We start from the raw sequence: 24066 nt of genomic DNA, 5'->3' as shown, positions 1-24066 counted from the left end.
TTGTACAACGTCGAGTTCTCGCATCTCGACGCGGTCAAGGACCCCGGCAAGGCGAAGTGAAACACCGGGTGCGCGACGTTGCGCCGCGCACCCGCCATCGTCCCGAAGTTCCCGCACCTCACCTGGAGCATACATGGGCATCGTAATCTTCGACGGCGGCTCTCGGGCGGCGAACGGCAGATGCTGGCCATCGGCCGCGCGCTGATCACCAACCCCCAGTTGCTGCCGCTGGACGAGCCCATCGATGGCCTGGCTCTGTCCATGTCGCAGCGCGCCATCGTGCTTCGGCATGCCCAAGGGGAAACAACATGGGAAGGCACACTTATCCGTACGACGTCGACGCCGAACCGACGCTCTACAACGAACGCAGCTTCTTGAAACGAGAGGCGCTCGAAAGATGGGCGGGCTTTCCCCTGGGATACAACCTTGCGGACGGCACCTTGCACAATCCAGCCCGCTATCGCGCCCATCCCAGCTTGGCCTGCATTGCGACCGGATGGGCCGAGGCTTCCATGCTGTGCAACGGCAAGCCGTTTCAACTGAAAACCGATCCCGGGTCGATCGGGCTTTTTGCGCCGCATACGGAAATCGAACGCTGCTGGTGGCATTCCGCGAACGCCGAGCGCGTCGTCATCGAACTGGACATGTCCGAATTGAATCCGGCCATGATGCTGGACGACGAAGTGCTCGATGTTCCCCTGGATCTCAATCTGCAGTTCTACGATGGGCAGTTGCTGCAGGTCATGGTGGCCATTGCAAAGGAAGTCGAGCAGGGTTGTCCGAACGGCCCCCTGTATGCCCAATCCTTGTGCCTGGGATTGGCGCTGTACCTGAGAAGGCGCTTTTCATCGCGTCCCTTGAGCCGGACGTTCGACAAGGGCCGTCTGACCTCGCGGCAACTGCGCGCGATCGACGAGTACATCAGGGAGACGATGGGGGCGGACATAACCGTCGATGCCCTGGCCGCGTCGACCGGCTTGAGCAAGCCGCATTTCATGAAGCTCTTCCGGATGACGACCGGTACCTCTCCATACCAGTACGTGCTGCGAGCGCGCGTTGAGGCTGCCGTCGTCCTCATGAAGAACGGAGAGCCCCTGGCGACCGTTGCGAGGAAGGCCGGTTTTTCCAGCCAGAGCCATTTCTCCGCGGTATTCGCCAAGTACATGGGCATGCCCCCCAAACGCTATTTGTCCAGCGTCATTGACAAGTCCAGGCGATGGAGTGGCGAAGAGGATTCCGATGGAGGGCCGGCATCTGCGTGATGGGCGGAAAGATTCATTCTTAAAAGGCTTCACCTGCGTGAGGAGAGATGCTCACGGGAATGTCGTCGGTGAAGGACACCAAGCAGTGATGGGCAACGAGGAGACCATGATGGAACTGCGTAGAAAAGCCGGCGCCATGCGCTGGGGAATGACGACGATGGCACTTGCCGCGCTCGCCGCGTGCGGCGGGGGGGATGGGAGCGCCGACAATCCCGCGCCGCCGCCTTCCGGTGGCAATCCCGGGATAGGCGATCTGGCGATTGCTCCGGTGATGAGCTGCTCGGCCGAGGGAATCGGCAAGGTCATGCTGACGACCGACGATGCCCCGGCCAAGGGCTTCAAGGCGACGATCCTTGAAGTCGCCGCCAATACCGTCGATGGTGATCCGACCAAGCAGTACTGCCTGGTAAAGGTCAAGGTCGATCCGGAAATCAACATCTGGGTGGCCATGCCCTCGGACGGGACCTGGAATGGGAGATTCCGATCGGAAGGAGCGGGTGGCTATGCGGGATCGGTGAGTGTCGCCACGGACTCGATCAAGCAGGGGTTCGTCGGCGTCCAGACGGATACCGGCCACAAGTCTTCGGTGGGCGGCTCGTTCGGCATGTTGTCGCCGGGCGTACCCAACACGCAGTTGCAGGAGGATTTCGCGTTCCGTAGCGAGCACCTGATGTCGGTCATCGGCAAGCAACTGACAAAAAGTTATTACGGACAGGATCCTGTGCGTTCGTATTGGTACGGTTGTTCCACGGGGGGGCGTCAGGGCTTGATGATGGCGCAGCGCTATCCGGACGATTACGACGCGATCCTGGCCGGAGCACCCGCCATCCATTGGGATCGCTTCCAGGCATACCAGATATGGCCCCAGGTGGTGATGAACAATGACCTCGGGGCCGTAATCAGCCGCGACAAGCTCAATCTCGCCACGTCGCGCGCGGTGGCGAGCTGCGATGCGGCGGATGGCGTTGCCGATGGCGTGATCGACGATCCGCGTTCATGTCGCTACGATCCCTCCACGGACAACAGTATCACGCGCGCCGACTGCGCCGACGGGTCTTGCCTGACGCCGGCCGAGGCCGTCGCCGTCAAGAAGATATGGGACGGTGCGCGCGACCTGTCCGGCAACCTGCTGTGGCCGGGCGTGGAGCGCGGCGCCAATCTTGTCTCCCTGGCGGGGGCGTCGCCGTTCAGCATCGCGGTCGAACAGCCCAGGTACTGGGTCTACCTCGATCCCGACTGGGATTGGAAGACCTTGACCTATGCCAACTATGGCCAGTTCTTCGCCGATACGGTACGCGTGGTCAATCCGGTGATAGGGACGGACAATCCGGATCTGTCCGCGTTCAAGGCCCGGGGTGGCAAGCTGATCATGTACCACGGCTGGAGCGACAACCTCATCATGCCGCAGGGCACCATCCGTTACTACGATGCAGTGAAGGCAAAAATGGGCGCGTCGGCCGTCGACGAGTTCGCGACGCTCTACATGGTGCCGGGAATGGGCCATTGCAGCGGTGGCGATGGTCCCAACCAGTTCGGGCAGGGCAGCAGCGGCACGGTCGCGAAGGACCCCCAGCATGATGTCTTCCGTGCCCTGATGGACTGGTCGGAAAAGGACGCCAAGCCCGGAGCGATCATCGCGACCAAGCTCGTCGACAACAAGGTGGCGCGTACTCGGCCTCTTTGCCAGTATCCGCAGGTTGCGCGATACAAGGGAACGGGCAGCACGGACGATGCGGCGAATTTCAGCTGCGTAGCGGCCGAGTGATGTTCCATCGTCCTTGAACGATGCCCCCTTGATCGCTGCGTCAAGGGGGCATTTTTCCTGTCGATGCGAGCGGTATTGCTCTACGCCGGGCTCAAGCCGACAGCATCCGATGAATCAGGTCCGCCGTATTCGTCGCTGAAAATTTCTTCATCAGACTCGCGCGGAACACCTCCACCGTGCGCGGACTGATGCCGAGTTCCCGGGCGATCACTTTCGAGGTCTTGCCGTCCAGGAGCCGCGACGCGACTTCCCGTTCGCGAGGCGTCAGGGCCTCCGACGTGTGCGGCCGCTCGGCGCTGACATCCTCGAAGGTCCAGATCCCCGCCTCGTGCGGGCGCTCGCGGTTGAAGGCCCGGCCGGTCACGCGGCACCAGAAGTGCTGGCCGGTGGCGCGCTTCATGATACGCGTATCGGCATAGCGCCCATGCTTGTTCAGGATGGGGGCGATGCGCCTGCCCAGGCGCTCGAATTCCTCGGTCGTGGGATACAGCTCGCGGAACGACGCGCCCAGCAGGATTTCCCGGGACGCGTGGAAGACGTCGCAGACATAGCTGTTGCAGTCGACGATGATCCGGTTCTTCGAGAGAACGAGGCCGATGGGCGCCATCTCGAAGGCCAGGCGATAGTCCGAGTCGGTGGACACCGGTGCTCCTAAGCAAAACTACGTAGATGGCTACGTAGTATCTTTCAAACGCTCGCCTTGCGCCAGCCCCTGGCCGCGAAGGCGATGCGGTGGTTCCAGTCCTTGGAGGAGGTGTCGTGAACAAGATTTATCCATCCGCCCCCGATGCGCTCGCGGGCGTCGTGAAAGACGAGCAGATGATCGCGGTGGGCGGCTTCGGCCTGTGCGGTATCCCGGAGGCGCTGATCGAGGCGCTGCGCGCCTCGGGCGTCAAGGGCCTGACCGTGATCTCGAACAACGCCGGCGTGGACGGCTTCGGGCTGGGCAAGCTGCTGGAGACGCGGCAGATCCGGAAGATGATCTCGTCCTACGTGGGCGAGAACAAGGAGTTCGAACGCCAGTACCTGAGCGGCGAGCTGGAGCTGGAGTTCACGCCGCAGGGCACGCTGGCCGAAAAGCTGCGCGCCGGCGGGGCGGGCATCCCGGCCTTTTTCACCAAGACGGGCGTGGGGACCCTGGTCGCCGAAGGCAAGGAGCTCCGGGAGTTCGACGGGGAAACCTATGTGATGGAACGGTCCCTGGTGCCCGACGTGGCCCTGATCAAGGCGCATGTGGCCGACCGTGCCGGCAACCTGCGCTTCCGCTACACGGCTCGCAACTTCAATCCGGCGGCCGCCACGGCGGGAAGGATCACCATTGCCGAGGTCGAGGAGATCGTCGAGGTCGGCGATCTGGCGCCCGACGACATCCATCTGCCGGGCATCTACATCCATCGCATCGTGCAGAACAGCCATCCTGAAAAACGGATCGAACAGCGCACGACGACCAAGGCGGAGAATTGATCATGGCATGGAGCAAGGACCAGATGGCGGCGCGGGCCGCCCGGGAACTGCGCGACGGTTTCTACGTGAATCTGGGGATCGGCATCCCGACCCTGGTGGCCAACCACGTGCCGGGCGATATCGAGGTCTGGCTGCAGTCCGAGAACGGCATGCTGGGCATCGGCCCGTTCCCGACCGAGGACCAGGTGGATGCGGACCTCATCAACGCGGGCAAGCAGACCGTGACCACGCTGCCGGGATCGTCGATCTTCGGCAGCGACCAGAGCTTCGCGATGATCCGCGGCGGCAAGATCAACCTGTCCATCCTGGGCGCCATGCAGGTCAGCGGGAAGGGCGACCTGGCCAACTGGATGATCCCCGGCAAGATGGTCAAGGGCATGGGGGGAGCGATGGACCTCGTGGCCGGCGTCGAGCGGGTGGTGATCCTGATGGAGCACGTGGCCAGGAAGAAGGATGGCGGCTACGAGCTGAAGATACTGCCCGAGTGCACGCTGCCCCTGACGGGCGTCGGTGTCGTGGACCGCATCATCACCGACCTTGGCGTGATCGATGTGACGGCGGACGGGCTGGTGCTGGTGGAGCTGGCGGAAGGCGTCAGCGCCGAGGAGATCCAGGCCAAGACGGGTGTGCCGTTGAAGATGTCGTAGGGGCCGCGTAGCGCCGGCATGGAAAGGACGGTACCCCCGTCCACAACCGGCCTGGCTGACGGCGAGTCCCCGCATGGCATCCCTTTCTGAAACGATCGTATAAAAAATAAATACGTATCCCAATATTTGGGATAAATTAATAGAAATAAAACGATCGTTTTAGAACGGAGGCGCCATGCGGTACATCACGGCGGTATTCGCGTTGTTGTCGTGCCTGGTCGCCGCCGGCGCCATGGCCCGGGACTATCCGGCGCATCCCATCCGGTGGCTGGTTCCCTATCCGCCAGGGGGCGGCGCCGACAACGTGGCACGTGTCGTCACGCAGCGGCTGTCGCGCACGCTCGGGCAGCCGATCGTGGTGGACAACCGGCCGGGCGGCAACACCATCATCGGCACGCAGGCGCTGCTGTCCGCCGCGCGTGACGGCTACACCGTGATGAACACCGCCGAGCAGATCGCCGTCAATGCCGCGCTGTATCCCGGCCTGAAGTATTCCGCGCAGCGTGACCTCGATTTCGTGGCGCTCCTGGTGCGCACGCCCTTGCTCCTGCTGGCGCGACGGGATCTGCCCGTCTCGGACGCCGCGGGGCTCTTCGCCTACATGAAGGAACGCGGCGACCGGCTCACTTATGGAAGCTGGGGGCAGGGCGGGATGAACCACTTGACCATGGAGGCCCTGGCCGCACGAGTGGGCGTGCATCCGACCCACGTGCCGTTTCCGGGGGCGGCGCCGGCCATGCGCGATCTCCTGGGCGGCCAGATCGACCTCTATTTTTCCGATCCCGCCACGGCGCTGCCCTACCTGCGCACGGGCAAGCTGAAAGTCTTGCTGGTATCCACCCGCGAGCGCCTGCCGTATCTTCCCGACGTGCCCACCGTGCACGAAAGCGGCTATCCCGGGTTCGACATGTACAGTTGGCAAGGCGTGCTGGCCCCCAAGGGTATCCCGCCGCGGGTACTGAAGACCCTGGCCGCCGCGATACGCGAGACGCTGCAACAGCCCGAGGTGGACAAGGAACTGCGCGAGCGCGGCTTCATTCCGGATCCCGGCACGCCCGAGCAGTTCCGGGCGTTCTTCCTGCGCAGCCAGGCGGAGCTGGGAGACATCGTGCGCAGGCGGAACATCCGGATCCAGTGACCGCGGGGCCGGCATGCGCGGCTGCCGCGAGTGCGCTATCTTAGGTCCCTGTCCGTCGACGGCGTGCCGCGTATGAGCCTGATAACAAGAAAACCCGCCATGGCCGGGAGCCTGCCCAGAACGCCCGTGCCGGCGGGGGTCTTCAGGTTTGCGCTGGATGCGCTGCCCGATGGCGTGCTGCTGGTCGATGCCGACAGGCGGGTGATCTATGCCAACAAGGCCTTCATGCTGCTGTGGCAGTTTCCGGAGGAGGCCTGGGAAGGATGGAGCGAAAGCCGGATGCTGGCCCACGCCAGCGACCAGCTTGCCGATCCCGGCCGCTTCCTGGAACACGTCGAGGCCCTTCATCCCACGGATGAGGCCTACCGCGACGAACTGCACTTCAAGGATGGACGCGTCTTCGCCCGCCGCAGCGTGCCCTTCGCTGCGGATGGATCCTTCCGCGCGCGGATCTGGATCTTCACCGACATCACCGACGCCAGGTCCTCGCTGCTGGATCCCTTATCGGGCGTTCCCAACCGCCGCGCCTACACGCTGGAGTTTCCCCCCTTCGTCGAAGCGGCCGACGACGGGTTGTTGAAGTGCGTGGCGATCCTCGACGTCGACAACTTCAAGGCCTACAACGACCGCTATGGCCATGCCGCGGGCGACCGGGTGCTCAAGCGCGTGGGCGGCCTGTTGCGCGGCATGCTGGGCCGGTCCGACGACCGGGTCTTCCGGATAGGCGGCGAAGAGTTCCTGGTGGCCTGCCGCCTGAGAGAGGACGCCGAGGGCGAGTGTTTCTGCGACGGGATGCGCACGGCCATCGCGGGCATGGGGATTGCTCATCGGGGCAATCCGCCGCATGGCGTCGTGACGGCGTCGATGGGGTTCGGCATCTTCCGGGGCGAACGCCGCACGGCCGAGGTCTTCGACCGTGTGGATGCCGCGCTCTACCAGGCCAAGGCCGAGGGGCGCAACACCTTGCGGCGAGCGAGCTTATAGCGCAGACACGCGAAAGGACGAGGAGCATGGCGATGGAAACGGCAGGGCTGGAAGTGTGGACGGTGGGACATTCCACGCATTCCCTGGAAGCGTTCCTGGCGATGCTGGCCGCCCATGACATCGAGGCGATCGCCGACGTGCGGCGGCACGCGGGTTCACGCAAGTATCCTCACTTCAATCCGGATGCGCTGGGCCGCGCGCTGGCGCAGGCCGGGGTGGAGTATGTGCCGCTGCCGGAACTCGGCGGCCGGCGTTCCCCCCTTGCGGATTCCCATAACACCGTATGGCGCAACCCATCGTTCCGCGGGTATGCGGACTACATGGAGACCGAAGACTTTCGCCTGGGCGTCGATCGGCTGCTGGCATTGGCTCGCCGCCGGCGGACCGCCGTCATGTGCGCGGAAGCCGTGTGGTGGCGATGCCACCGGTCGCTGATCGCCGATTACCTGAAGGCGAGGGGCGTCTGTGTCAGGCACATCCTGGGGCCCGGGAAGAGCGAGGTTCATCCGTATACGTCGGCAGCTCGGATCCGGGACGGCGCGTTGACCTACATGCCGGACGCCTGAAACGCCGGCACGCACGGACAGGAGGAACCGCCATGGCGCGGCGCATAAGGGGTCGGCGCTACACCGCCGTATACCCGCCATCGGCCAGCAGGTCCGTGCCCGTGACGAAGGCCGCCGCGTCGCTGGCCAGGAACAGCGCCGCCTCGGCGATCTCGGCAGGGGTGGCGATGCGGCCCATGGGATGGCGGGGCGCCAGTTGGGCGCTCGCGGCCGCTTCGCTGCCGTACCGGCGAGTGAGCCGGCTGGTCATCACCGATCCCGGCGACAGGCTGACGGCGCGGATACCCTGCTGCGCGTAGTCCACGGCGATCGAGCGGGTCAGGCCCAGCAGGGCCGCCTTGCTGGTGCTGTAGGCGCCCGCGCCGGGATTGGTCACGTGGCCGAGCTGGGACGCGACGTTCAGGACGAACGCGCCCGGCGCGCCCAGCAGGTGCGGAATGGCCCACTTGGCCATCAGGAAGGCGCCGGTCACGTTCACGTCCAGCGCCTGTTGCCAGTCGTCCACCCCCAGTTCGGCCAGCGGCAGCCGTGGCGACACGATGGCCGCGTTGTTGACCAGGACGTGCAGCGCGCCGAAATGGGCAACCGCGGCTTCGACCGCCTGGCGCGAAGACCCGGCGTCGGCCACGTCGCAGCCCAGTGCCAGGCTGCGTTCCGGGCAGGGTCCCCGGCCGATGCGCGCCTCCGCCTCGGCCTGGTTCCGATCCAGCCATGCCACGCTGGCGCCGGCCAGCAGGAAGCGGCCGGCGATCGCCGCGCCCAGGTCGCCCGCGGCGCCGGTCACGATCGCGACCCGACCGGACAGCGGGAGGTGGGAAGAGTCCATGGGTTGCTCCGAGCTTTGGTTAATGTCGACACTTTTTCTTGATTGTCGGATATTTCGTCCTGTGGATTGACGTTTTTGGCGATTTTATAGGGGTAAATATCTAGTTATTGGATAAAGTGTTGATAGTTTTGTGAGTCAAGGTTTATCCTGAACCGGAAAATTCACTTTTCCTCAAGGCCGTCCATGGGTACCGCTTCCGATCCGTCTCACGTCAATACGCGCCGGCGCCTGCTGCTGGCAGCGGCGCCCCTTGCCGCTTCGGCCTTTTCGGGCGGCGCGCGCGCCGCCGCGGCCGGGGCGGACTATCCGACGCGCCAGTTGACGCTGGTCTGTCCGTTCCCCGCGGGCGGGTCGGCCGACACGGTCAGCCGCCTGGCGGCGCACGCCCTGGCAGCCGAGCTGGGGCAGTCGGTGGTGGTCGAGAACAAGGCCGGGGCGGGCGGCAACATCGCCGCGGACTATGTCGCGCGGGCGCCGGCCGATGGCTACACCCTGCTGGTGGCGGGGCAGGCCATCCTGGCCATCAACAAGCCGCTCTACCGCAAGCTGCCGTACGACGCGGAAAAGCAGTTCCGCTTCGTGTCCATGATCGCGTCCATGCCGAACGTGCTGGTCATCAATCCCAAGACGGTGCCGGTGGCCGGCATCAAGGAGTTCGTCGCCTATGTGAAGGCCCATCCGGGCGACGTCAGCTACGGCTCGAACGGCGTCGGCTCGCTGTCGCACCTGACGACCGAGATGCTCGCCAAGGCGGGGGGCATGAAGTTCCTGCATGTTCCGTACAAGGGCAGCGCGCCGCTGATGGTGGACCTGGTGGCGGGGCGCCTGGGGTTCTGCTTCACGGGATCGGCGCTGGCGGCGCAGATGGTGAAGGAGGGCAGCGTGAAGGCCCTGGCGGTCACGACGAGCGAACGGATCCGCGCGCTGGCGGACGTGCCCACGCTGGTCGAGTCGGGCTTCCCGGAGCTCAACGCGCCGAGCTGGTTTTCGATCGTGGCGCCCTCGGGCGTCAAGCCCGAGGTTTTCGCGCGGCTGAGCAAGGCCATGGCCCGCGTGACCGCCTCGCCGGACTACATCGCCGCGTTGGACAAGGCGGCCAGCATCGTCGAACCGATGGATCCGGCCGCGGGCGAGGCACGTTTGAAGCGCGAGCGCGCGTTCTGGACCGAAGCGGTGACCATGACGGGGGCGACGGCCCACGATTGATTCCGGGCGGATGCCGGGAACGCAAGGAGCACAGATGGGCAGGATGCTGAGCGCCGGACAGGTCGACGCGTACGCGCGCCAGGGATACGTCAGCCCGGTGGAGGCCTTTTCCCCGCGGCAGGCGCGTGTCTACCGCGACCTGCTGGAGTCCGCCGAGCAGGCAGGCGGAGGGCTGTCCGCGGACCGGCGCCGCAAGATGCATCTCTACCTGAAGTGGGCGGACGAGATCGTCCGCCATCCGCGCGTGCTCGACGCCGTCCAGGACCTGATCGGCCCGGACATCCTGGTCTTCCACCTGACCTGCTGGATCAAGGAACCACGCACCGGCGCGTTCGTCAGCTGGCACCAGGATTCGACCTACTTCGGCCTGGAGCCCGCCCAGCATGTGACCGCATGGGTGGCGTTGTCCCCCAGCAATGAGGAAAGCGGCTGCGTGCAGGTGGTGCCGGGCAGCCACGCGCGAGGACAGCAGCGGCACTCGGCGGGCGGGGATGCCGCCAACATGCTGAATACGGGCCAGCGGATAGACGTGCCCGACGATGCCTGCATCGACCTGATGCAGCTGGAGCCCGGTCAGTTCTCGCTGCACCACACCCATCTTTTCCACAACTCCATGCCCAATCGCTCCGCGGACCGGCGCATCGGCCTGGGCATCAGCTACATACCCACCCACTGCCGGTGCGACAGCCGCCAGCGCCTGTCGGCCAGCCTGGTGCGCGGCGTGGATCGCCACGGTAACTTCGACCTGGACCCGGCGCCTGTCGCCGATTTCGACCCCCAAGGCTTGCGTTGCCATGAAGCGGCGATGCGTCGCTGGCACGCCGCCCGCGCGGAGCTGATTCCGAAGGCGAACGCCGCCGCGTAGCCGCGGCGCGCGCGCCGTGTTCCAGTCGGAGTTTCCCCGGTGTTGCGCCGGGGGTACTGGCTGAACCGCGACCGCCTGGTATCGCTATCATTGTCTTCCTGGAGGCAGGTCGTCGGCCATGGGCACCGACCCGGCCATGCTCCCGGGAGACCGGCGTGGGCCGGTCGGCAGCCGTCCCATACCGAGTGCGGCATCATGAACAACAACGACACCTTGCTTGCCCTCGCCCATCCCCTGATCGCGCTTCTGCTGGCGGCCGTGTTCTACGGCGCCTGGCGCTACGCGCATCGCCAGGCGCAATTCCTGTTCTTCGCGATGGGCTTCGCCTGCTACGCGGGCGGCATCTCCATGCAGATCCTGCTGTGGCCGCCTTGGCTCCTGGCCAACATCGCCTTGACGGGAGTGGCCTACGCGTGCGCGATCTTCTGCTTCGCGCGGGGCCTGACGGCGCTGGAGGACAGGCGGCTGCCCGGGCTGCCGGCCGTGCTCGTGCTGGCGGTCATGCTGGCCATACGCATGGCCAGCGCGCACGACGAGTCGCTGTTCCGGCTGCGCGTGGCCACGACGCACGTTGCCGCCGCCCTGGTGTTCCTGCTGGCGCTGTGGCAGGTCCGCCATATGGCGCGGGGAACCGCCCTGGAGCGGCTGCTGTTCTGGTGTGTCGCGGCCTGCACGGCCAGCCTGCTCCCACGGGCCATGCTGGCCACGCGGCCGGCGGACCGGTACGGCTACGACCACTCGCTTTATTGGGAGGTCATGCAGACCAGCTTCTATTTCTTCGGCATAGGCGTGGCGTTCCTGATGCTGGGCCTGACGTCGGTGCGGACCATCTCCAGCCTGAGCCAGGCCAGCCGCCGGGATCCGCTGACGGGAATGAACAACCGGTCGGGGCTGGGCGAATTCCTGGCGGCGCGCCTGCCGCGGTGCGCGCGCTATGGCCTGATCATGGTGGACGTGGATCATTTCAAGGGGATCAACGACCGCTACGGCCATCCGGCGGGGGATGCGGTGCTGAAGCGGCTGGCGGCGATCATGGAGCAGGGCATACGGGCGGACGACGCGGTGGGCAGGTTCGGGGGCGAGGAGTTCATGGTGGTGCTTCCCGAAGCCTCGGACGACGAGGCGAGGCGGGTGGCCGAGCGGCTGCGTGTCGCGGCGGCCGCCCAGGATTTCTCGGACATCGCGCCGGGATTGCAATGCACCGTGAGCCTGGGCGTGGGCAGCTTCGAGCATGGCGTCTCGTTCGAACTGGCCTATGCGACGGTGGACGAACGGTTGGCCCGGGCCAAGCGCCTGGGCAGGAACCGCGTGGTGGGGAAGGAGCCCGGCTGGGCGGTAAGGCGCAGCTCGGGGGCTTGAATTCCCGCGGCAAAGGCGTGACTGGCCGAGGGATGTTTTGCTATAAGGAGGACGGGTCTCTTCGCCTTCCTGGCAACAAGATAGATACGCATCCGGGAATACGGTCGTGCACGGTGTCTATAACCCCTTGCTGGTATTTCTTTCCCTGGTGGTCGCATCGCTGGCCGCCTACACGGCGCTGGAGCTGACCGGCCGCATCGCGTCGCTGCCGGGATGGAAGCGTCGGCTGCCGTGGCTGATGGGCGGCGCGGTCGCCATGGGGGTGGGCATCTGGTCGATGCACTTCATCGGGATGATGGCTTTTTCCCTGCCCATTCCCCTGGGGTACGCGTTCGGGCCCACGGCGCTGTCCCTGCTGATCGCCATCCTGGTGTCCGGTTTCGCGCTGGCGGTATCGGCCAGCGGCCGTGTCCGGCTCCGTTGCTGCCTGGCGGGCGGGGCGGCCATGGGAGCGGGCATCGCGGGCATGCACTACACGGGGATGGCCGCTCTGGACATGGCGCCCGCGGTGAGCTACGTGCCCTGGATCGTGCTGGCCTCCATCGGCCTGGCCATCGCGGCCTCTGTCGTGGCGCTGTGGCTGGGCGTCGCGCTGCGAGGTTCGGACGAACCCTATATCGCCTTCAAGCGCCTGGGTGCGGCGCTGGTGATGGGGGGCGCCATCACCGGCATGCACTACACCGGCATGAGCGCGGCGCAATTCGCCCCCGGCAGCGTCTGCCTGTCGGCCAGCCAGCTGGATCCCAACTGGCTGGCGATGATGGTGTCCGGCTCGTCGCTGGCCGTGCTGCTGGGGACCCTGCTGGTGCTGGGCTGGCGCGCCAACAGCCTGGCCGACTCGCTGCGGCGGGCCAACCGGCAACTGCAATACCTGAGCATGCACGATGCGCTGACCGGCCTGCCGAACCGGTTGATGCTGGTCGAGCAGATGAACCTGGCGATCCAGGACGCGGTTCGCGACAAGACGGCATTCGCGGTCTTCTTCCTGGACCTGGACGGGTTCAAGACGGTGAACGATTCGCTCGGGCATGCGGTGGGCGACGACCTGCTCAAGGGCTGCGCCCAACTGCTGTCTTCGCACGTGCGCAAGGACGACCTGGTCGCGCGCATAGGCGGCGACGAGTTCGTCATGCTGTTGCGGGGCATATCGGCACCCGGGGATGCGGCGTCCGTCGCCAAGAAGCTGCTGCGGGTGTTGCGGAACGACATGATCGGTTGCCAGGCGCGCCTGCGGATCAGCGCAAGCGTGGGGATAGCCATGTATCCGGGAGACGCCCGGGACGGCGAGGCATTGCTGGACTGCGCCGATGCCGCCATGTACAGCGCCAAGCAGGCGGGCCGGAACACCTATTGTTTCTTCGAGCCGGGCATGCACGCCAACGCCGCCCGCACGCTGATGCTGCAGCAGGACCTGCAGGCCGCGCTCGACGCAGGGCAGTTCAGCCTGGTGTTCCAGCCCAAGTTCAGCGTGGCCACCCGCGCGATCTGCGGCGCGGAGGCGCTGATACGGTGGCATCACCCGACCTTCGGCAGCGTGGCGCCCATGGAGTTCATCACCATCGCCGAGCGCTCGGGCCAGATCGTCCAGATCGGCGACTGGGTGATACGGGAAGTCTGCCGCTGCGTGAGCGACTGGCGGCGGCGCGGGCTGGAGCCGGTCCAGATCTCGATCAACCTGTCGCCCATCCAGTTCAACGTGCCCGACCTGATCGGGCGCGTCGAGGACATCCTGGACGAGATGGACGTGCCGCCCCGTCTGGTGATGTTCGAGATCACCGAGACCGTGGCCATGCTGAACGCGGGCCGTACGGCCGAGATCGTGAACCGCTTCCGCGCCCGCGGCTTCGACATCGCGATCGACGACTTCGGTGCCGGCTATTCGAGCCTGGCCTATCTGCACCGGTTCAAGGTCAAGCAGATCAAGGTCGACCGGCTGTTCACGTCGGAACTGGACCGCAATGAAGCCGAGGCCAGGGCGCTGCTGTCGGCCATCGTGACGCTGTCGCACGCGCTCCACATGGAGGTAGTGGCCGAGGGCGTGGAGAACGAGGCGCAGATGCGTTTCCTGACCGAGCTGGGGTGCGACGAGGCGCAGGGCTTCCTGTTGGCGCATCCGCTGTCCGAAGAAGCCTTCCGCAGCCTGCTGCAGCCCAGGGCGTCGTTCGCGCTAAGACGGATCGCCGCGCTGGGACAGCCGCGTCGCGCCGATTGATATCTCTTCGGCCAGGAGGCGCAGCAGCGGTACGTAGCGGTTCGAGATCTCGCGGTCCGGAACGACGTTGCGCTGCAGGACGAGATTGATGGCACCTATGGCGTGGCCGCGCAGGCGTACAGGGAAGGCGATGGCGGCGACGCTTTCTTCGTTCACCAGTTCTCCCTTGTTGACGGCATAACCGCGGCGCCGGGTCTCGCGCAGCACGCGGCCGACATATGCCTTGTCGCGGGCAACGGCGCCGATGGCATCGCCGCGTTCCCGCAGCAGGGTCAGGGTGGCTTCCCGTTCCTCGTCCGAACAATAGGCCAGCCAGGCACGGCCTATGGCCGAGGTCAGCATCGCGATGCGTGTACCGATGGTGGCCCGGTGCTGGGACAGCAGGCTGGAGCGATGCGTCGATTCCCGCACGATCATGAAGCCGCCGTCGGGCGTGGCGAGATCGCTGGGCCAGGACAGGGCGCTGAGGTGCGCGCTCATGGCGGGCGAGGCGATCCTGTCGATCCAGTCCGCGCCGACATAGCCTTCGGCCAGCCGCCGCACCTCGAAGCTGAGCGCGTACTGCGCGCCGTCGTCCTTGTGGTGGACCAGGCCTTCCTGCCTGAGCGTCTCCAGCAGGCGTTTGACGGTCGTGCGATGCAGGCCGGTCAGCCGGGCCAGCTCGACCACGCCGCCCATGCCCCCGGGCATGCCGTTCAGCGCCCGCAACACCGCCAGCCCCCGGCTTAGTCCACGGACTTCCTTGTAGGCGGAGTCCTCGGGTTTTCCCGTAAGCAGATACATGGTTTTCCGTTCGAAGGTGCACCAGGTGCACCTACTATACAGGGGTATGGGGTGGCATCAGACTTCCTCCCGCATTCGACACGGCGGCATCGCCGGCGAGAACCAAGGAGACGACATGAATGCCATTCGACGTGCGTTCTGCACGATGGCGGCGTTGGCCGCCGCGACCCTCACGCCCGCGTTCGCGCAGGAATGGCCGGCCAGGCCGATCCGCATCGTGGTGCCGTATCCGGCGGGCGGCAACGCGGATTCGGCGGCGCGGGCACTGGCCGAGGTGGTGTCGGTCAGCCTCAGGCAGACGGTCATCGTCGACAACCGCCCCGGGGCCTCGACGATCATCGGGACGGACGCGGTCGCTCGAGCGCCGGCCGACGGCTATACCATCGGCCTGGTCACCGATTCGCATGCCATCAACGAGGCCATGGCCCACCTGCCGCATGCCAACGAGGTGCTGGGCGCGAAAGTGCCCTACGACGCGGTCAAGGATTTCATGCCGGTGTCGGGCGTGGCCCTGGTACCCCTGGTGCTGGTGGTCAACCCCAAGGTGCCGGCGCGGTCGGTGAAGGAACTGGTGCGGCTCTCGACCACGGGCAAGGGCGTTGATTTCGGCACCATGGGGCCGGGCAGTCCCTGGTTCGTGCACCTGCACCAGCTGCGCAAGCTGACCGGGGCGGATTTCGTGGACGTGCCCTACAAGGGGCTCGCGCCGGCGAACACGGATCTCCTGGCAGGGCAGATCCAGACGATGCTGATGCCCGTCCACTTCGCCCAGCCCTATATCAAGACGGGCAAGCTCGTACCGCTGGCGACGCTGGGCGGCAAGCGCCATCCGCTGCTGCCTGACGTGCCCACGCTGGCCGAGAGCGGCTATCCCGGCCTGGAGATCACCAATTACTTCATGTTCGTCGTGCCGGCGGGCACGCCGCAGCCGGTGGTCGACCGGCTGACCCGCGAGTTCAACGCGGCGCTGCGCCAGCCGGCAATGAAGGAGAAGTTCGCGCTGACCGGCGATCCCTATCCGGCCGAACCGGCCGAACTCTCGGCCCGTCTGCGCCACGACATCAAGGCCTACGGCGACGTGCTGCAGGCCACTCTCAAATAGCCCACGAAGGGAAACGACAGTGAAGAAGGATGCATTTCAGACCGACGTGCTGGTGGTCGGCTCCGGTCCCATGGGCGCCACCACGGCGCTGGCGCTGGCGACCTACGGCGTGCGTGTCCAGGTGGTGAACCGATACAACTGGACCGCGAACACGCCCCGCGCGCACATCACCAACCAGCGCGCGATGGAAGTCTTGCGCGACCTGGGCCTGGAGGATGAAGCGCGCCGCCGGGCCACGCCCTGGGAATGGATGGGCGACACCTTGTTCACCACCAGCCTGGCCGGACCCGAGATCGCACGGCTGCGCACCTGGGGAACCGGCGACGAACGCATCGGCGACTATCTGCAGGCCAGTCCCTGCCCGATGCTGGACCTGCCGCAGAACAAGATGGAGCCCATGCTGGTCACGCATGCCGCCGCGCGCGGCGCGGTCTTTTCGTTCAATACCGAGTACCTGGGCCACGAGCAGGACGCGGACGGCGTGACGGTCAGCCTGCGGGATGTGCCGTCGGGCCGGGAATATGCCGTTCGCTCGCGGTACCTGGTAGGTGCGGACGGCGCGCGCTCCAAGGTCATGGACGACGCGGGGCTGGAGCTGCGGGGACAACTGGCGCGGGCGGCCACCGCCTACGTGCTGTTCCGGGCGGACCTGTCCCGGTATGCGGCCCACCGGCCCAGCATTCTGTATTGGATCGCGACCTCCAATGCGGCGTTCGGCGAGATCGGCCTGGGCCTGCTGCGCGCGATCGAACCATGGGACCAATGGATAGCGGGCTGGGGCTTCGACATGGAGAAGGGGGAGCCCGATTTCTCTCCCGGGGAAATCCTGAAGAAGGTCCGTATCCTGGTGGGCGACCCGGACCTGGAGATCGAGATCGACAATGCCTCGGTCTGGTACGTGAACCAGGCGCACGCGCCGGTCTATTCGAAGGGAAGGGTCTTCTGCGGCGGGGATGCGGTGCATCGCCATCCGCCCTCCAGTGGACTGGGATCCAACACCTGCATGCAGGACGCCTTCAATCTCGCCTGGAAACTCGCATTCGTGCTGCGCGGCCACGCCGGGACGGGCCTGCTGGATTCCTATTCGCTGGAACGCGCGCCGGTGGGGGCGCAGATCGTTGCCCGGGCGAACCAGTCCAGGCTGGACTACGGTCCGCTGAACGAGTGCTTCCGGGAAGCCGGCGCCGAGGATCCGGTCGCGGCTGGCCTGGCGCGGCTGGCCGCGCCCGATGCCGAAGGCGTGGCGCGGCGCGCGGCCCTGGCCGAGGCGCTCAGGCTCAAGAACTACGAGTTCAACGCGCAGGGCGTGGAGCTGAACCAGCGCTATGCGTCGGCGGCGATCATTGCCGAACCGGACGCGGGCGAGGAAACCTGGAGGCGCGACCCGCAACTGCATGCGCAGGCCAGCACGCGCCCCGGCGCCAAGCTGCCCCATGCCTGGCTGGTGGGGAGCGACGGACGCAGGGTGTCGACGCTGGATGTCGTGGGCCGGGGCAAGTTCACCCTGCTTACCGGCCTGGCGGGGCAGGCGTGGAAAGAGGCGGCCGCCGCGATGGACCTGCCTTTCCTGAGGACCGTCGTGATCGGCGAGCCGGGCGCGCTCGATTCCTACTGCACGTGGCACGCGCTGCGCGAGATCGAGGAGTCCGGGGCGCTGCTGGTGCGCCCGGACGGTATCGTGGCGTGGCGCCGGCACAGCGGCGAAGGGCTGGACGCGGCGGGAGCGGGTGTCGTTCTCGAGACGGCCCTGGCGAAGCTGCTGGACCGCGCGCGGTGACGAGGACGGACGCCATGGGCGAGCGGGCCTTCCTGGGCATGTCGCATTCCCCGTTGATGGGGCTGAACCCCGTGCCGGCACAGGCCGGGGCCGAGTTGCAGGCGGCCATCGCGCGAGTGCGCGATCAGGTCCTGGCCTATGCGCCGGACCTGGTCGTGCTGATAGCGCCCGACCACTACAACGGCTTCTTCAACCGGTTGATGCCGCCATTCTGCATAGGCACGCAGGCCCGGGCGGTGGGCGACTACCTGTCTCCCGAGGGCCGCTTGCAGGTTGATGCTTCGCTGGCGCTGGAGATGGCCGATGCCCTGATGGACCGGGGGTTCGACGCGGCCGTCTCGCGGCGCATGGAGGTGGACCACGGTTTTGCCCAGCCGCTGCAATTGCTTTGGGGAGGGCTGGATACGCCGCCCGTGGTGCCGGTGTTCGTCAATGCCGTCGCGCCGCCCGGCATTCCGCGCCTGTTCCGGTGCCGGGACCTGGGCCGGGCCATCGGCGATTTCCTGGACGGCGTGCCGCGGCGCGCGCTGCTGATCGGCTCGGGCGGACTGTCGCACGAGCCGCCGGTCCCGACGCTGGATCATCCCGATCCCGAGGTGCGCGAACGGATCACCGTGCCGCGCGCGGCCACGCCCGGCGAGCGCGAGGCCAAGACCCGGCGCGTGATGGCCGCGGGACAGGCCTTGGCCGCGGGCGCCGGGACGGTCAAGCCGCTGGCGCCGGACTGGGACCGCCGCTGGATGGATGCGCTGGCAGGTCCGGCAGCCGCCCTGGACGAATTGTGCGCGTGGCCGGAGGACGCCATCGCTCGCGAGGCGGGCGCATCGGCGCACGAATCGAAGACGTGGCTGATTGCGCGCGCGGCGCTGACCGGGCGCATCGGGGCGCCGGTCTTCCGGTACTACCGGGCCATTCCCGAATACATCGCCGGTTTCGGCCTGATGCTGATGACGCAGCAGGGCTTGATGAACTAACCCATGCCCGCCGCGCACGCGGACGGGACCTTTCACTGCATTGCCTACGAACGAGAAATGACCATGACGCAAACGATCTCCCCGCTGACCGAAGCCGCCACCAGCCGCTACGTGCAAATCACCGAGAACGGCCAGCCGCTGCGCCTGCACTACAACGACACGGGCGTGGGCGGCGAGGCCGTGATCATGCTGCACGGCTCGGGCCCTGGCGCCAGCGGCTGGGCCAATTTCCACCGTAACGTCCAGCCGTTCGCCGATGCCGGCTACCGGGTCATCCTGCTGGACTTCCCGGGCTGGAGCAAGAGCGACGCCATCGTCTGCGCCGGTTCGCGCTCGGACCTGAACGCGCGCGCGCTGGCCGGCCTGATGGATGCGATCGGACTGGAGCGGGCGCACCTGGTCGGCAACTCCATGGGCGCCCACAGCGCCGTCGCCTTTGCCCTGGCGCATCCGGCGCGCGTGGGCCGGCTGGTCCTGATGGGCGGCGGGACGGGCGGGGTCAGCCCCGTCGTTCCCATGCCCACCGAAGGCATCAAGCTGATCGGCGCGCTGTACCGCGATCCGACCATCGAGAACCTGAAGCGGATGATGAACGTGTTCGTCTATGACGCCGCCAGCCTGACCGAGGAATTGTTCCAGGCTCGGCTGGACAACATGTTGTCGCGCCGCGATCACCTGGAGAACTTCGTCAAGAGCAGCCAGGCCCATCCCCGGCAGTTCCCCGACGTGGGCGCGCGGCTGGGCGAGGTCGCGGCCCGGACCCTGGTCATCTGGGGCCGGGACGACCGCTTCGTGCCGATGGACACCGGACTGCGCCTGCTGGCCGGTCTGCAGGACGCCGAGCTGCACGTGTTCAGCCGCTGCGGCCATTGGGCCCAGTGGGAGCACGCGCAGAAGTTCAACCGCATGGTGCTGGATTTCCTGGCGGCCTGAGAAGGCCGCCAGGGGCGGCGATTACGCGCGCTGCGAGTCCAGCGTCTCGTTATTCTTCACCACCTCCTGAGCCTTCGTGTAGCTTTCGATCAGCAACTGGTAGGCGGGGAAGATCTTGGTGTAGACCTCGGCCCACTGCAGGGCGTCGTCGCGATGCCAGGTCTTTTGCAGCTCGGAGGCTACCGCCGCCGTGTCCATGGGCACCACGCCCGCCTGCACCACGCGCGCCAGCGTGATCTCCTGCGCCATCTTGCTGTAGGTGCCGGAGGCGTCGACCACCGCGAACACCTTGTAGCCGTCGGCGACCGCGCTGATGGCGGGGAAGGCCATGCACACGCTGGTGATGGTGCCGGCGATGATGAGGGTCTTGCGTCCGGTGGCCTTGACGGCGGCTACGAAGTCCGGGTTGTCCCAGGCGTTGATTTCGCCCTTGCGCGCCACATATTGGGCATGCGGTGCGTTGGCGTGGATTTCCGGGATGAGCGGGCCGTTGGGACCCTGGGGCACCGAGGCGGTGGTGATGACGGGCAGCTTGCTCAGGGTGGCCATTTTGGCCAGCGCCGCGGCGCGGGCGCGCAGCTCGGGCATGGGCATGTCGCCCACGGTCTGGAACAGGCCGCTTTGGTGATCGATCAGCAGCATGACGGCGTCTGCGGGGTCGATGACGGGACGTTGGCCCTGGAAATTGGCGGGGGTGCTCATGATGCGCTCTCCTTGGTGGTCGGCGGGCAGCGGATTGCTTGTGCCGTGGGAAAGAGCATATCCACGATGCCAAAAGACTTTTAGTAGGCAAAAATGGCATGCATCGTTCCTTTTTAGGAACGATGCATGCTTTCGGATCAAAGCCCCTGCTTGCCCGCGCCGGCCAGGATCTCCTGGATCCGATCCAGCAAGGCATCGGTGCGCGCCTGGTCGGGCGCCGCCATCCGCTTCAGGCTGCCCAGGGCCGCCACGTCGCCGTAGAACGGCACCTGGTCGCAGTCGGTGCGGCGGGCAGGAAGCGCGTCGTCAAGGAAGAAGGCCGTCACCCGGTGGTCCACGCACGGGCTCATGTAGGGGAACACGCCATGCGAGTACTCCCCCTTCACATACAGCAGCCGGGCCGTGGGCAGGGCATCGACGAAGCGCAGCGCGTTCTCGGTCAGGGTCAGCGCGTCGAACTGGCTTTGCACGACCATCAGCGGCCCCGCCTTGGCGGTGTCCTGCACGGCGGGCTTGGCGGTGGTCGGACCGCCCCAGTACAGGCAGGGCGCCTCGGTCATCGAGCCGCCGGTCACCGGATGGCTGATCGCCATCTCGTTGCCCAGGCTGATCCAGTACTGGGGATCGGTCCGGCTCGCCACGTCGTTGCAGACGACGGCGACGTAGGTGGCCTCTTCGGGCGGCATCAGCAGGGACCGCGGCTCGGGGAAGCGGATCGCGGCGAACTGGTCGAGCAGGCGTGTCGCCGCGCGCAGGGCCGCTTCGACGTCGAACGGAGCCCGGTCGCGGATCGCGGTGTCCACCGCGATGCGCAGGTCGGCATCGCTGATGTCGGGATCGGTGGCCAACCGGTCCCTGGCGATGCCCGCCGCCAGCATGACGAAACCCGACGACACCAGGCCGCGGCTGCTGTTGAACGCCAGCGTCGCGCCCACAGCCGCCTTCAGGGGCGAGGGCAGCGTGCCGAACAGCGCGCGGATCCGGCTTTCGTCCGCGCCCAGCCGGTAGAGGTCCGGATGGCGGGCGAAATAGGGGCTCATGACCTCGTCCAGCACGCGCTGCTTGCCGATGGACTGGCCGATCATGGCTTCGTCGAAGCCGGCGGTGAAGTCGACGGCGCTGTCCAGCACCAGGTGGCCGGCCTGTCCGGGGAAGCGGGCGGCATACCAGGCGCCCAGCCAGGTGCCGTACGAATAGCCGATGTAGTTGAGCTTGGCGTCGCCGATCAGATGGCGGATCAGGTCCAGGTCCCAGGCCGTCTGTTCGGTGTTGATGTAGGGCGTCAGGGGGTTGTTCTTGCAGGCCTTGGTCGCCAGCCGCAGGTTGTACAGCATGGCCTCGATGTTGGCCGGGCTGCGGTCGTCGGACGGGAAGTTCACCTCGCGCGAGGGTTCGTTGGCCGTGCAGGTGATGGTGGTGCCGGCACCGGTGCCGCGCGGCGAGAAACCCACCATGTCATAGTGCCGCGCCAGTTCCTGCAGCGCCGCACGCGTGGGCGAGTCGCTGGGAGGCTGGGAGAACAGCGCGCCGAAGTTGGCCGCGATCTCGAGTCCGTCGCCGCCGGGGCCGCCGGGATTGAAGACGATGGAGCCCTTGCGGACCTTGGGCTCGGCGGTGGCGACCTTCAGCAACGCGAGGCGGATGTCGCCCCGGTCCGTCCTGGCGTAGTCCAGCGGCGCGCGTATGGTCGCGCACGACACTTTGTCTCCCAGTTGCTGGATGAGGGCGCTGTTCGGACCCAGGACGTTCGGATCGCAGGGGGCCCATGCCACCGCCTGGGATTTGTAGGCGGCCAGCGGGTCGTCCGGCGCGGGGGCATCACCTCCGCCGCCGCAGGAAGCCAGACCGGTCAATAGGACGGCGGCGCCGTATCGCCATGCCGAGCGGCCGTGGATATGCATGTATGCCCCCATTCTTGAGAATGTCTTTCATGGAGGCGCAAGCATAGCCGCATTCGTCACATGCGGATACGTTTTGTTACGTGGGGGCGGGGGCGGAAGGGAGGGCGCCGGCGATGCCGGCGCGGAACTCAGGCGGACTTTTTCCTGATCATGCCGTAGATCAGCAGCAGCACGATGGCGCCGACCACCGAGGCGATCCATCCGGCCGGCTCGCCCGGCTGGTACCAGCCCATCGCGCGGCCGGCATATCCGGCGATGAGCGAACCGGCGATGCCGAGCACGATGGTCATGATCCACCCTATGCTGTCGTCGCCTGGCTTGATCGCACGTGCAAGCAGGCCGACGACCAAGCCTACCAGAAGACTTCCGAGAAGAGACAGCATGGCGTACCTCCGGGCAAGATTCCAGTTCCCCTGGCGGGGCGTGCGCGCATCATGCCATATTTCGAGGCGGCCGGCGTAGCCCGGCCGGTGGGCCGTCAGCGCAGGGTGTAGCCCTTGGCGCGCATGCAGTCGTTGGCCATGCCCGACTGGCGTTCGGCGTTGGCCAGGCCGTCGCTCACGCCGGATCCGCCGCCGGCATTGATGCCGCGGTACGAGGGGGTGCTCGAGCCCGGCGAATTGATGCGAGCCTGGCGTTCGCACTGGATGCGGTCGCGCTCGGCCTGGTCGGCCGAGGAGGTCTCGCGGTACCAGGAAGTGGGGCTGGAGGCACACGCGGTCAGCGCCAGCACGCAGAGCAGGGCGGCGGGGTTCTTGTTCATGATGTTCTGTTCCGTTTGAGGCCCCTGGGGCGTGGCCCGCATCGCGGGGAATGCATCGATTGTATTCAAACGCGAAGGCGCGCAGAACGAGGGGCGGAGTCTGTCAGACCTCGTCGTCGTACTCGAGTTCGGACAGCCGGCGCCGCAGCGCTCGGGCGTCCACCTCGGTGGCGTGGTAGTTCAGCGGCAGCTGGCGCAGTTCGCCGTCGTAGGGATCGCCGTCCGCCGCGTCGTTCAGCGACAGTTCGAATACGGCAAGGCGGCGCTGCCTGAGCTGGCGCATGTATTGAAGAATGTTTTTCATGAATGGGGATGGTTGCGGTTCCGCGGACCGCCTGGACACGATGCGCTATGCTCCCTGCGTTATAGACGCTTTCGGCGGGACTGGCTAGCGCCGGCGCGGCGGCTTGCCCCGGGGTCGCGCCGGGTATGCGGCTTGCTGAGCGAGGCATCCGGACAGGAGATACCGCATGACTACCGCTCCCCACGACGGTTCGGCCCCGCATCATGCCTATCGGCTCTACGCGGCAGGAGACGGCTTGTATGCGCGGGACGGCGCCGGCAAGGCCGTTCGCCTGGGCGCCGTGTCCGAGCGGGACGGCGTGCTGGGCTATCGGCTGGAAGTGGACGATCTGCGGGCCGAGGGGTTCCTGACCTCGGAAAAGCTCTTGCAAGACGTGGCGGCCAAACTGGCCTATGCGTCGCTGCACCGGTTCTTCGGCGCGGCTCCGGCCACGCCGATCCAGGAGGGCGAGGCCAATTTGCCGTGCCTGCTGTTGGAGAACGAGGAGCCCGGCGATTATCCGCCGGCTGGCAGCGCGGCCGAGTAAGAGGCCG

24 protein-coding genes and 1 pseudogene are annotated in these 24066 nt (G+C 66.6%); 17 read left to right on the top strand and 8 right to left on the bottom strand.

The annotated features are described in order from the left end of the window. Window positions 1-144 precede the first annotated feature (144 nt). From N5K27_RS23235 to N5K27_RS23225, 3 genes and pseudogenes are all read left to right on the top strand, one after another. Window positions 145-255 (top strand): annotated as a pseudogene (locus N5K27_RS23235) (ATP-binding cassette domain-containing protein); the annotation flags it as partial. Between the two features lie 53 nt (window positions 256-308). Further along, on the top strand, window positions 309-1262 hold the full coding sequence (locus tag N5K27_RS23230; protein WP_279819322.1) for an AraC family transcriptional regulator: 954 nt from the start codon (window positions 309-311) through the stop codon (window positions 1260-1262). Window positions 1263-1368: 106 nt separating this feature from the next. Further along, complete coding sequence (locus N5K27_RS23225; RefSeq protein ID WP_279819319.1) at window positions 1369-3027, top strand: tannase/feruloyl esterase family alpha/beta hydrolase; 1659 nt, start codon at window positions 1369-1371, stop codon at window positions 3025-3027. Window positions 3028-3118: 91 nt separating this feature from the next. Here N5K27_RS23225 and N5K27_RS23220 read toward each other — a convergent pair whose 3' ends face one another. Continuing rightward, window positions 3119-3670 carry a LuxR C-terminal-related transcriptional regulator gene (locus N5K27_RS23220; RefSeq protein ID WP_279819316.1) on the bottom strand — a complete coding sequence of 184 codons (552 nt, stop codon included), beginning with the start codon at window positions 3668-3670 and terminating at the stop codon, window positions 3119-3121. A 116-nt stretch (window positions 3671-3786) separates the two neighbouring features. Between N5K27_RS23220 and N5K27_RS23215 the strand changes: the two genes are divergently transcribed. The 5 genes from N5K27_RS23215 to N5K27_RS23195 all read left to right on the top strand — a co-directional run bounded on the left by N5K27_RS23215 (window position 3787) and on the right by N5K27_RS23195 (window position 7826). Further along, window positions 3787-4491, top strand: coding sequence for a CoA transferase subunit A (locus N5K27_RS23215; protein ID WP_279819313.1), 705 nt, complete (start codon window positions 3787-3789; stop codon window positions 4489-4491). A gap of 2 nt (window positions 4492-4493) precedes the next feature. Beyond that, window positions 4494-5138, top strand: coding sequence for a 3-oxoacid CoA-transferase subunit B (locus tag N5K27_RS23210; protein WP_087839373.1), 645 nt, complete (start codon window positions 4494-4496; stop codon window positions 5136-5138). Window positions 5139-5313: 175 nt separating this feature from the next. After that, window positions 5314-6276: a tripartite tricarboxylate transporter substrate binding protein gene (locus N5K27_RS23205; protein WP_087839374.1), complete on the top strand. Its 963-nt coding sequence runs from the start codon at window positions 5314-5316 to the stop codon at window positions 6274-6276. A gap of 99 nt (window positions 6277-6375) precedes the next feature. Continuing rightward, the gene (locus N5K27_RS23200) at window positions 6376-7260 is read left to right on the top strand and encodes a GGDEF domain-containing protein (protein ID WP_279819309.1); all 885 of its coding nucleotides are present in this window, start codon (window positions 6376-6378) and stop codon (window positions 7258-7260) included. 26 nt (window positions 7261-7286) lie between these two features. Then, window positions 7287-7826, top strand: coding sequence for a DUF488 domain-containing protein (locus tag N5K27_RS23195; protein WP_087839376.1), 540 nt, complete (start codon window positions 7287-7289; stop codon window positions 7824-7826). A 58-nt stretch (window positions 7827-7884) separates the two neighbouring features. Here the strand turns inward: N5K27_RS23195 and N5K27_RS23190 are convergent, their stop codons facing one another. Then, a complete protein-coding gene (locus N5K27_RS23190; RefSeq protein WP_279819307.1) occupies window positions 7885-8652 on the bottom strand; it encodes an SDR family oxidoreductase in 768 nt (255 codons plus the stop codon). A 183-nt stretch (window positions 8653-8835) separates the two neighbouring features. On the opposite strand from N5K27_RS23190, the gene N5K27_RS23185 reads away from it, so the two are divergent. The 4 genes from N5K27_RS23185 (at window position 8836) to N5K27_RS23170 (ending at window position 14294) form a co-directional block, all read left to right on the top strand. Next, complete coding sequence (locus tag N5K27_RS23185; protein WP_087839378.1) at window positions 8836-9858, top strand: tripartite tricarboxylate transporter substrate binding protein; 1023 nt, start codon at window positions 8836-8838, stop codon at window positions 9856-9858. A 34-nt stretch (window positions 9859-9892) separates the two neighbouring features. Continuing rightward, complete coding sequence (locus N5K27_RS23180) at window positions 9893-10723, top strand: phytanoyl-CoA dioxygenase family protein (RefSeq protein ID WP_279819303.1); 831 nt, start codon at window positions 9893-9895, stop codon at window positions 10721-10723. Between the two features lie 195 nt (window positions 10724-10918). Further along, a complete protein-coding gene (locus tag N5K27_RS23175) occupies window positions 10919-12082 on the top strand; it encodes a GGDEF domain-containing protein (protein ID WP_279819301.1) in 1164 nt (387 codons plus the stop codon). 106 nt (window positions 12083-12188) lie between these two features. Continuing rightward, on the top strand, window positions 12189-14294 hold the full coding sequence (locus tag N5K27_RS23170; protein ID WP_279819299.1) for an EAL domain-containing protein: 2106 nt from the start codon (window positions 12189-12191) through the stop codon (window positions 14292-14294). On the opposite strand, the gene N5K27_RS23165 is transcribed toward N5K27_RS23170, so the two are convergent. Beyond that, complete coding sequence (locus N5K27_RS23165) at window positions 14250-15077, bottom strand: IclR family transcriptional regulator C-terminal domain-containing protein (protein WP_279819297.1); 828 nt, start codon at window positions 15075-15077, stop codon at window positions 14250-14252. The two genes, N5K27_RS23170 and N5K27_RS23165, sit on opposite strands and share 45 nt — an antisense overlap. Window positions 15078-15192: 115 nt before the next feature. Here N5K27_RS23165 and N5K27_RS23160 point away from each other — a divergent pair, with 115 nt between their 5' ends. The 4 genes from N5K27_RS23160 (at window position 15193) to N5K27_RS23145 (ending at window position 19863) form a co-directional block, all read left to right on the top strand. Continuing rightward, complete coding sequence (locus N5K27_RS23160) at window positions 15193-16179, top strand: tripartite tricarboxylate transporter substrate-binding protein (protein ID WP_279819295.1); 987 nt, start codon at window positions 15193-15195, stop codon at window positions 16177-16179. Between the two features lie 19 nt (window positions 16180-16198). Then, the gene (locus tag N5K27_RS23155; protein WP_279819294.1) at window positions 16199-17956 is read left to right on the top strand and encodes an FAD-dependent monooxygenase; all 1758 of its coding nucleotides are present in this window, start codon (window positions 16199-16201) and stop codon (window positions 17954-17956) included. Further along, the gene (locus tag N5K27_RS23150) at window positions 17953-18930 is read left to right on the top strand and encodes a 3-carboxyethylcatechol 2,3-dioxygenase (protein ID WP_243724557.1); all 978 of its coding nucleotides are present in this window, start codon (window positions 17953-17955) and stop codon (window positions 18928-18930) included. Before N5K27_RS23155 ends, N5K27_RS23150 begins: the two co-directional genes overlap by 4 nt. A 63-nt stretch (window positions 18931-18993) precedes the next feature. Further along, entirely contained in the window at window positions 18994-19863 is an 870-nt protein-coding gene (locus N5K27_RS23145; protein WP_279819291.1) for an alpha/beta fold hydrolase, read from the top strand. A gap of 21 nt (window positions 19864-19884) precedes the next feature. On the opposite strand, the gene N5K27_RS23140 is transcribed toward N5K27_RS23145, so the two are convergent. The 5 genes from N5K27_RS23140 to N5K27_RS23120 all read right to left on the bottom strand — a co-directional run bounded on the left by N5K27_RS23140 (window position 19885) and on the right by N5K27_RS23120 (window position 23533). Beyond that, window positions 19885-20565 (bottom strand): isochorismatase family protein, encoded by a 681-nt coding sequence (locus N5K27_RS23140; protein WP_279819289.1) that lies wholly within the window; start codon window positions 20563-20565, stop codon window positions 19885-19887. Between the two features lie 137 nt (window positions 20566-20702). After that, window positions 20703-22466, bottom strand: coding sequence for an alpha/beta hydrolase (locus N5K27_RS23135; RefSeq protein ID WP_279819286.1), 1764 nt, complete (start codon window positions 22464-22466; stop codon window positions 20703-20705). A 128-nt stretch (window positions 22467-22594) separates the two neighbouring features. Then, window positions 22595-22849 (bottom strand): GlsB/YeaQ/YmgE family stress response membrane protein, encoded by a 255-nt coding sequence (locus N5K27_RS23130; RefSeq protein ID WP_279819284.1) that lies wholly within the window; start codon window positions 22847-22849, stop codon window positions 22595-22597. 95 nt (window positions 22850-22944) lie between these two features. Then, a complete protein-coding gene (locus N5K27_RS23125; protein ID WP_132979992.1) occupies window positions 22945-23229 on the bottom strand; it encodes a hypothetical protein in 285 nt (94 codons plus the stop codon). Window positions 23230-23332: 103 nt separating this feature from the next. Then, entirely contained in the window at window positions 23333-23533 is a 201-nt protein-coding gene (locus tag N5K27_RS23120) for a hypothetical protein (protein WP_132979993.1), read from the bottom strand. Between the two features lie 166 nt (window positions 23534-23699). Here N5K27_RS23120 and N5K27_RS23115 point away from each other — a divergent pair, with 166 nt between their 5' ends. Beyond that, window positions 23700-24059: a hypothetical protein gene (locus tag N5K27_RS23115; protein ID WP_279819281.1), complete on the top strand. Its 360-nt coding sequence runs from the start codon at window positions 23700-23702 to the stop codon at window positions 24057-24059. The last annotated feature ends 7 nt before the right edge of the window (window positions 24060-24066 follow it).

Source organism: Pigmentiphaga sp. GD03639 (assembly GCF_029845405.1).
Classification (GTDB): domain Bacteria; phylum Pseudomonadota; class Gammaproteobacteria; order Burkholderiales; family Burkholderiaceae_B; genus Pigmentiphaga; species Pigmentiphaga daeguensis.
The sequence above is the reverse complement of the archived record's forward strand: the minus strand, read 5'-3'. Positions and strand labels throughout refer to the sequence as shown.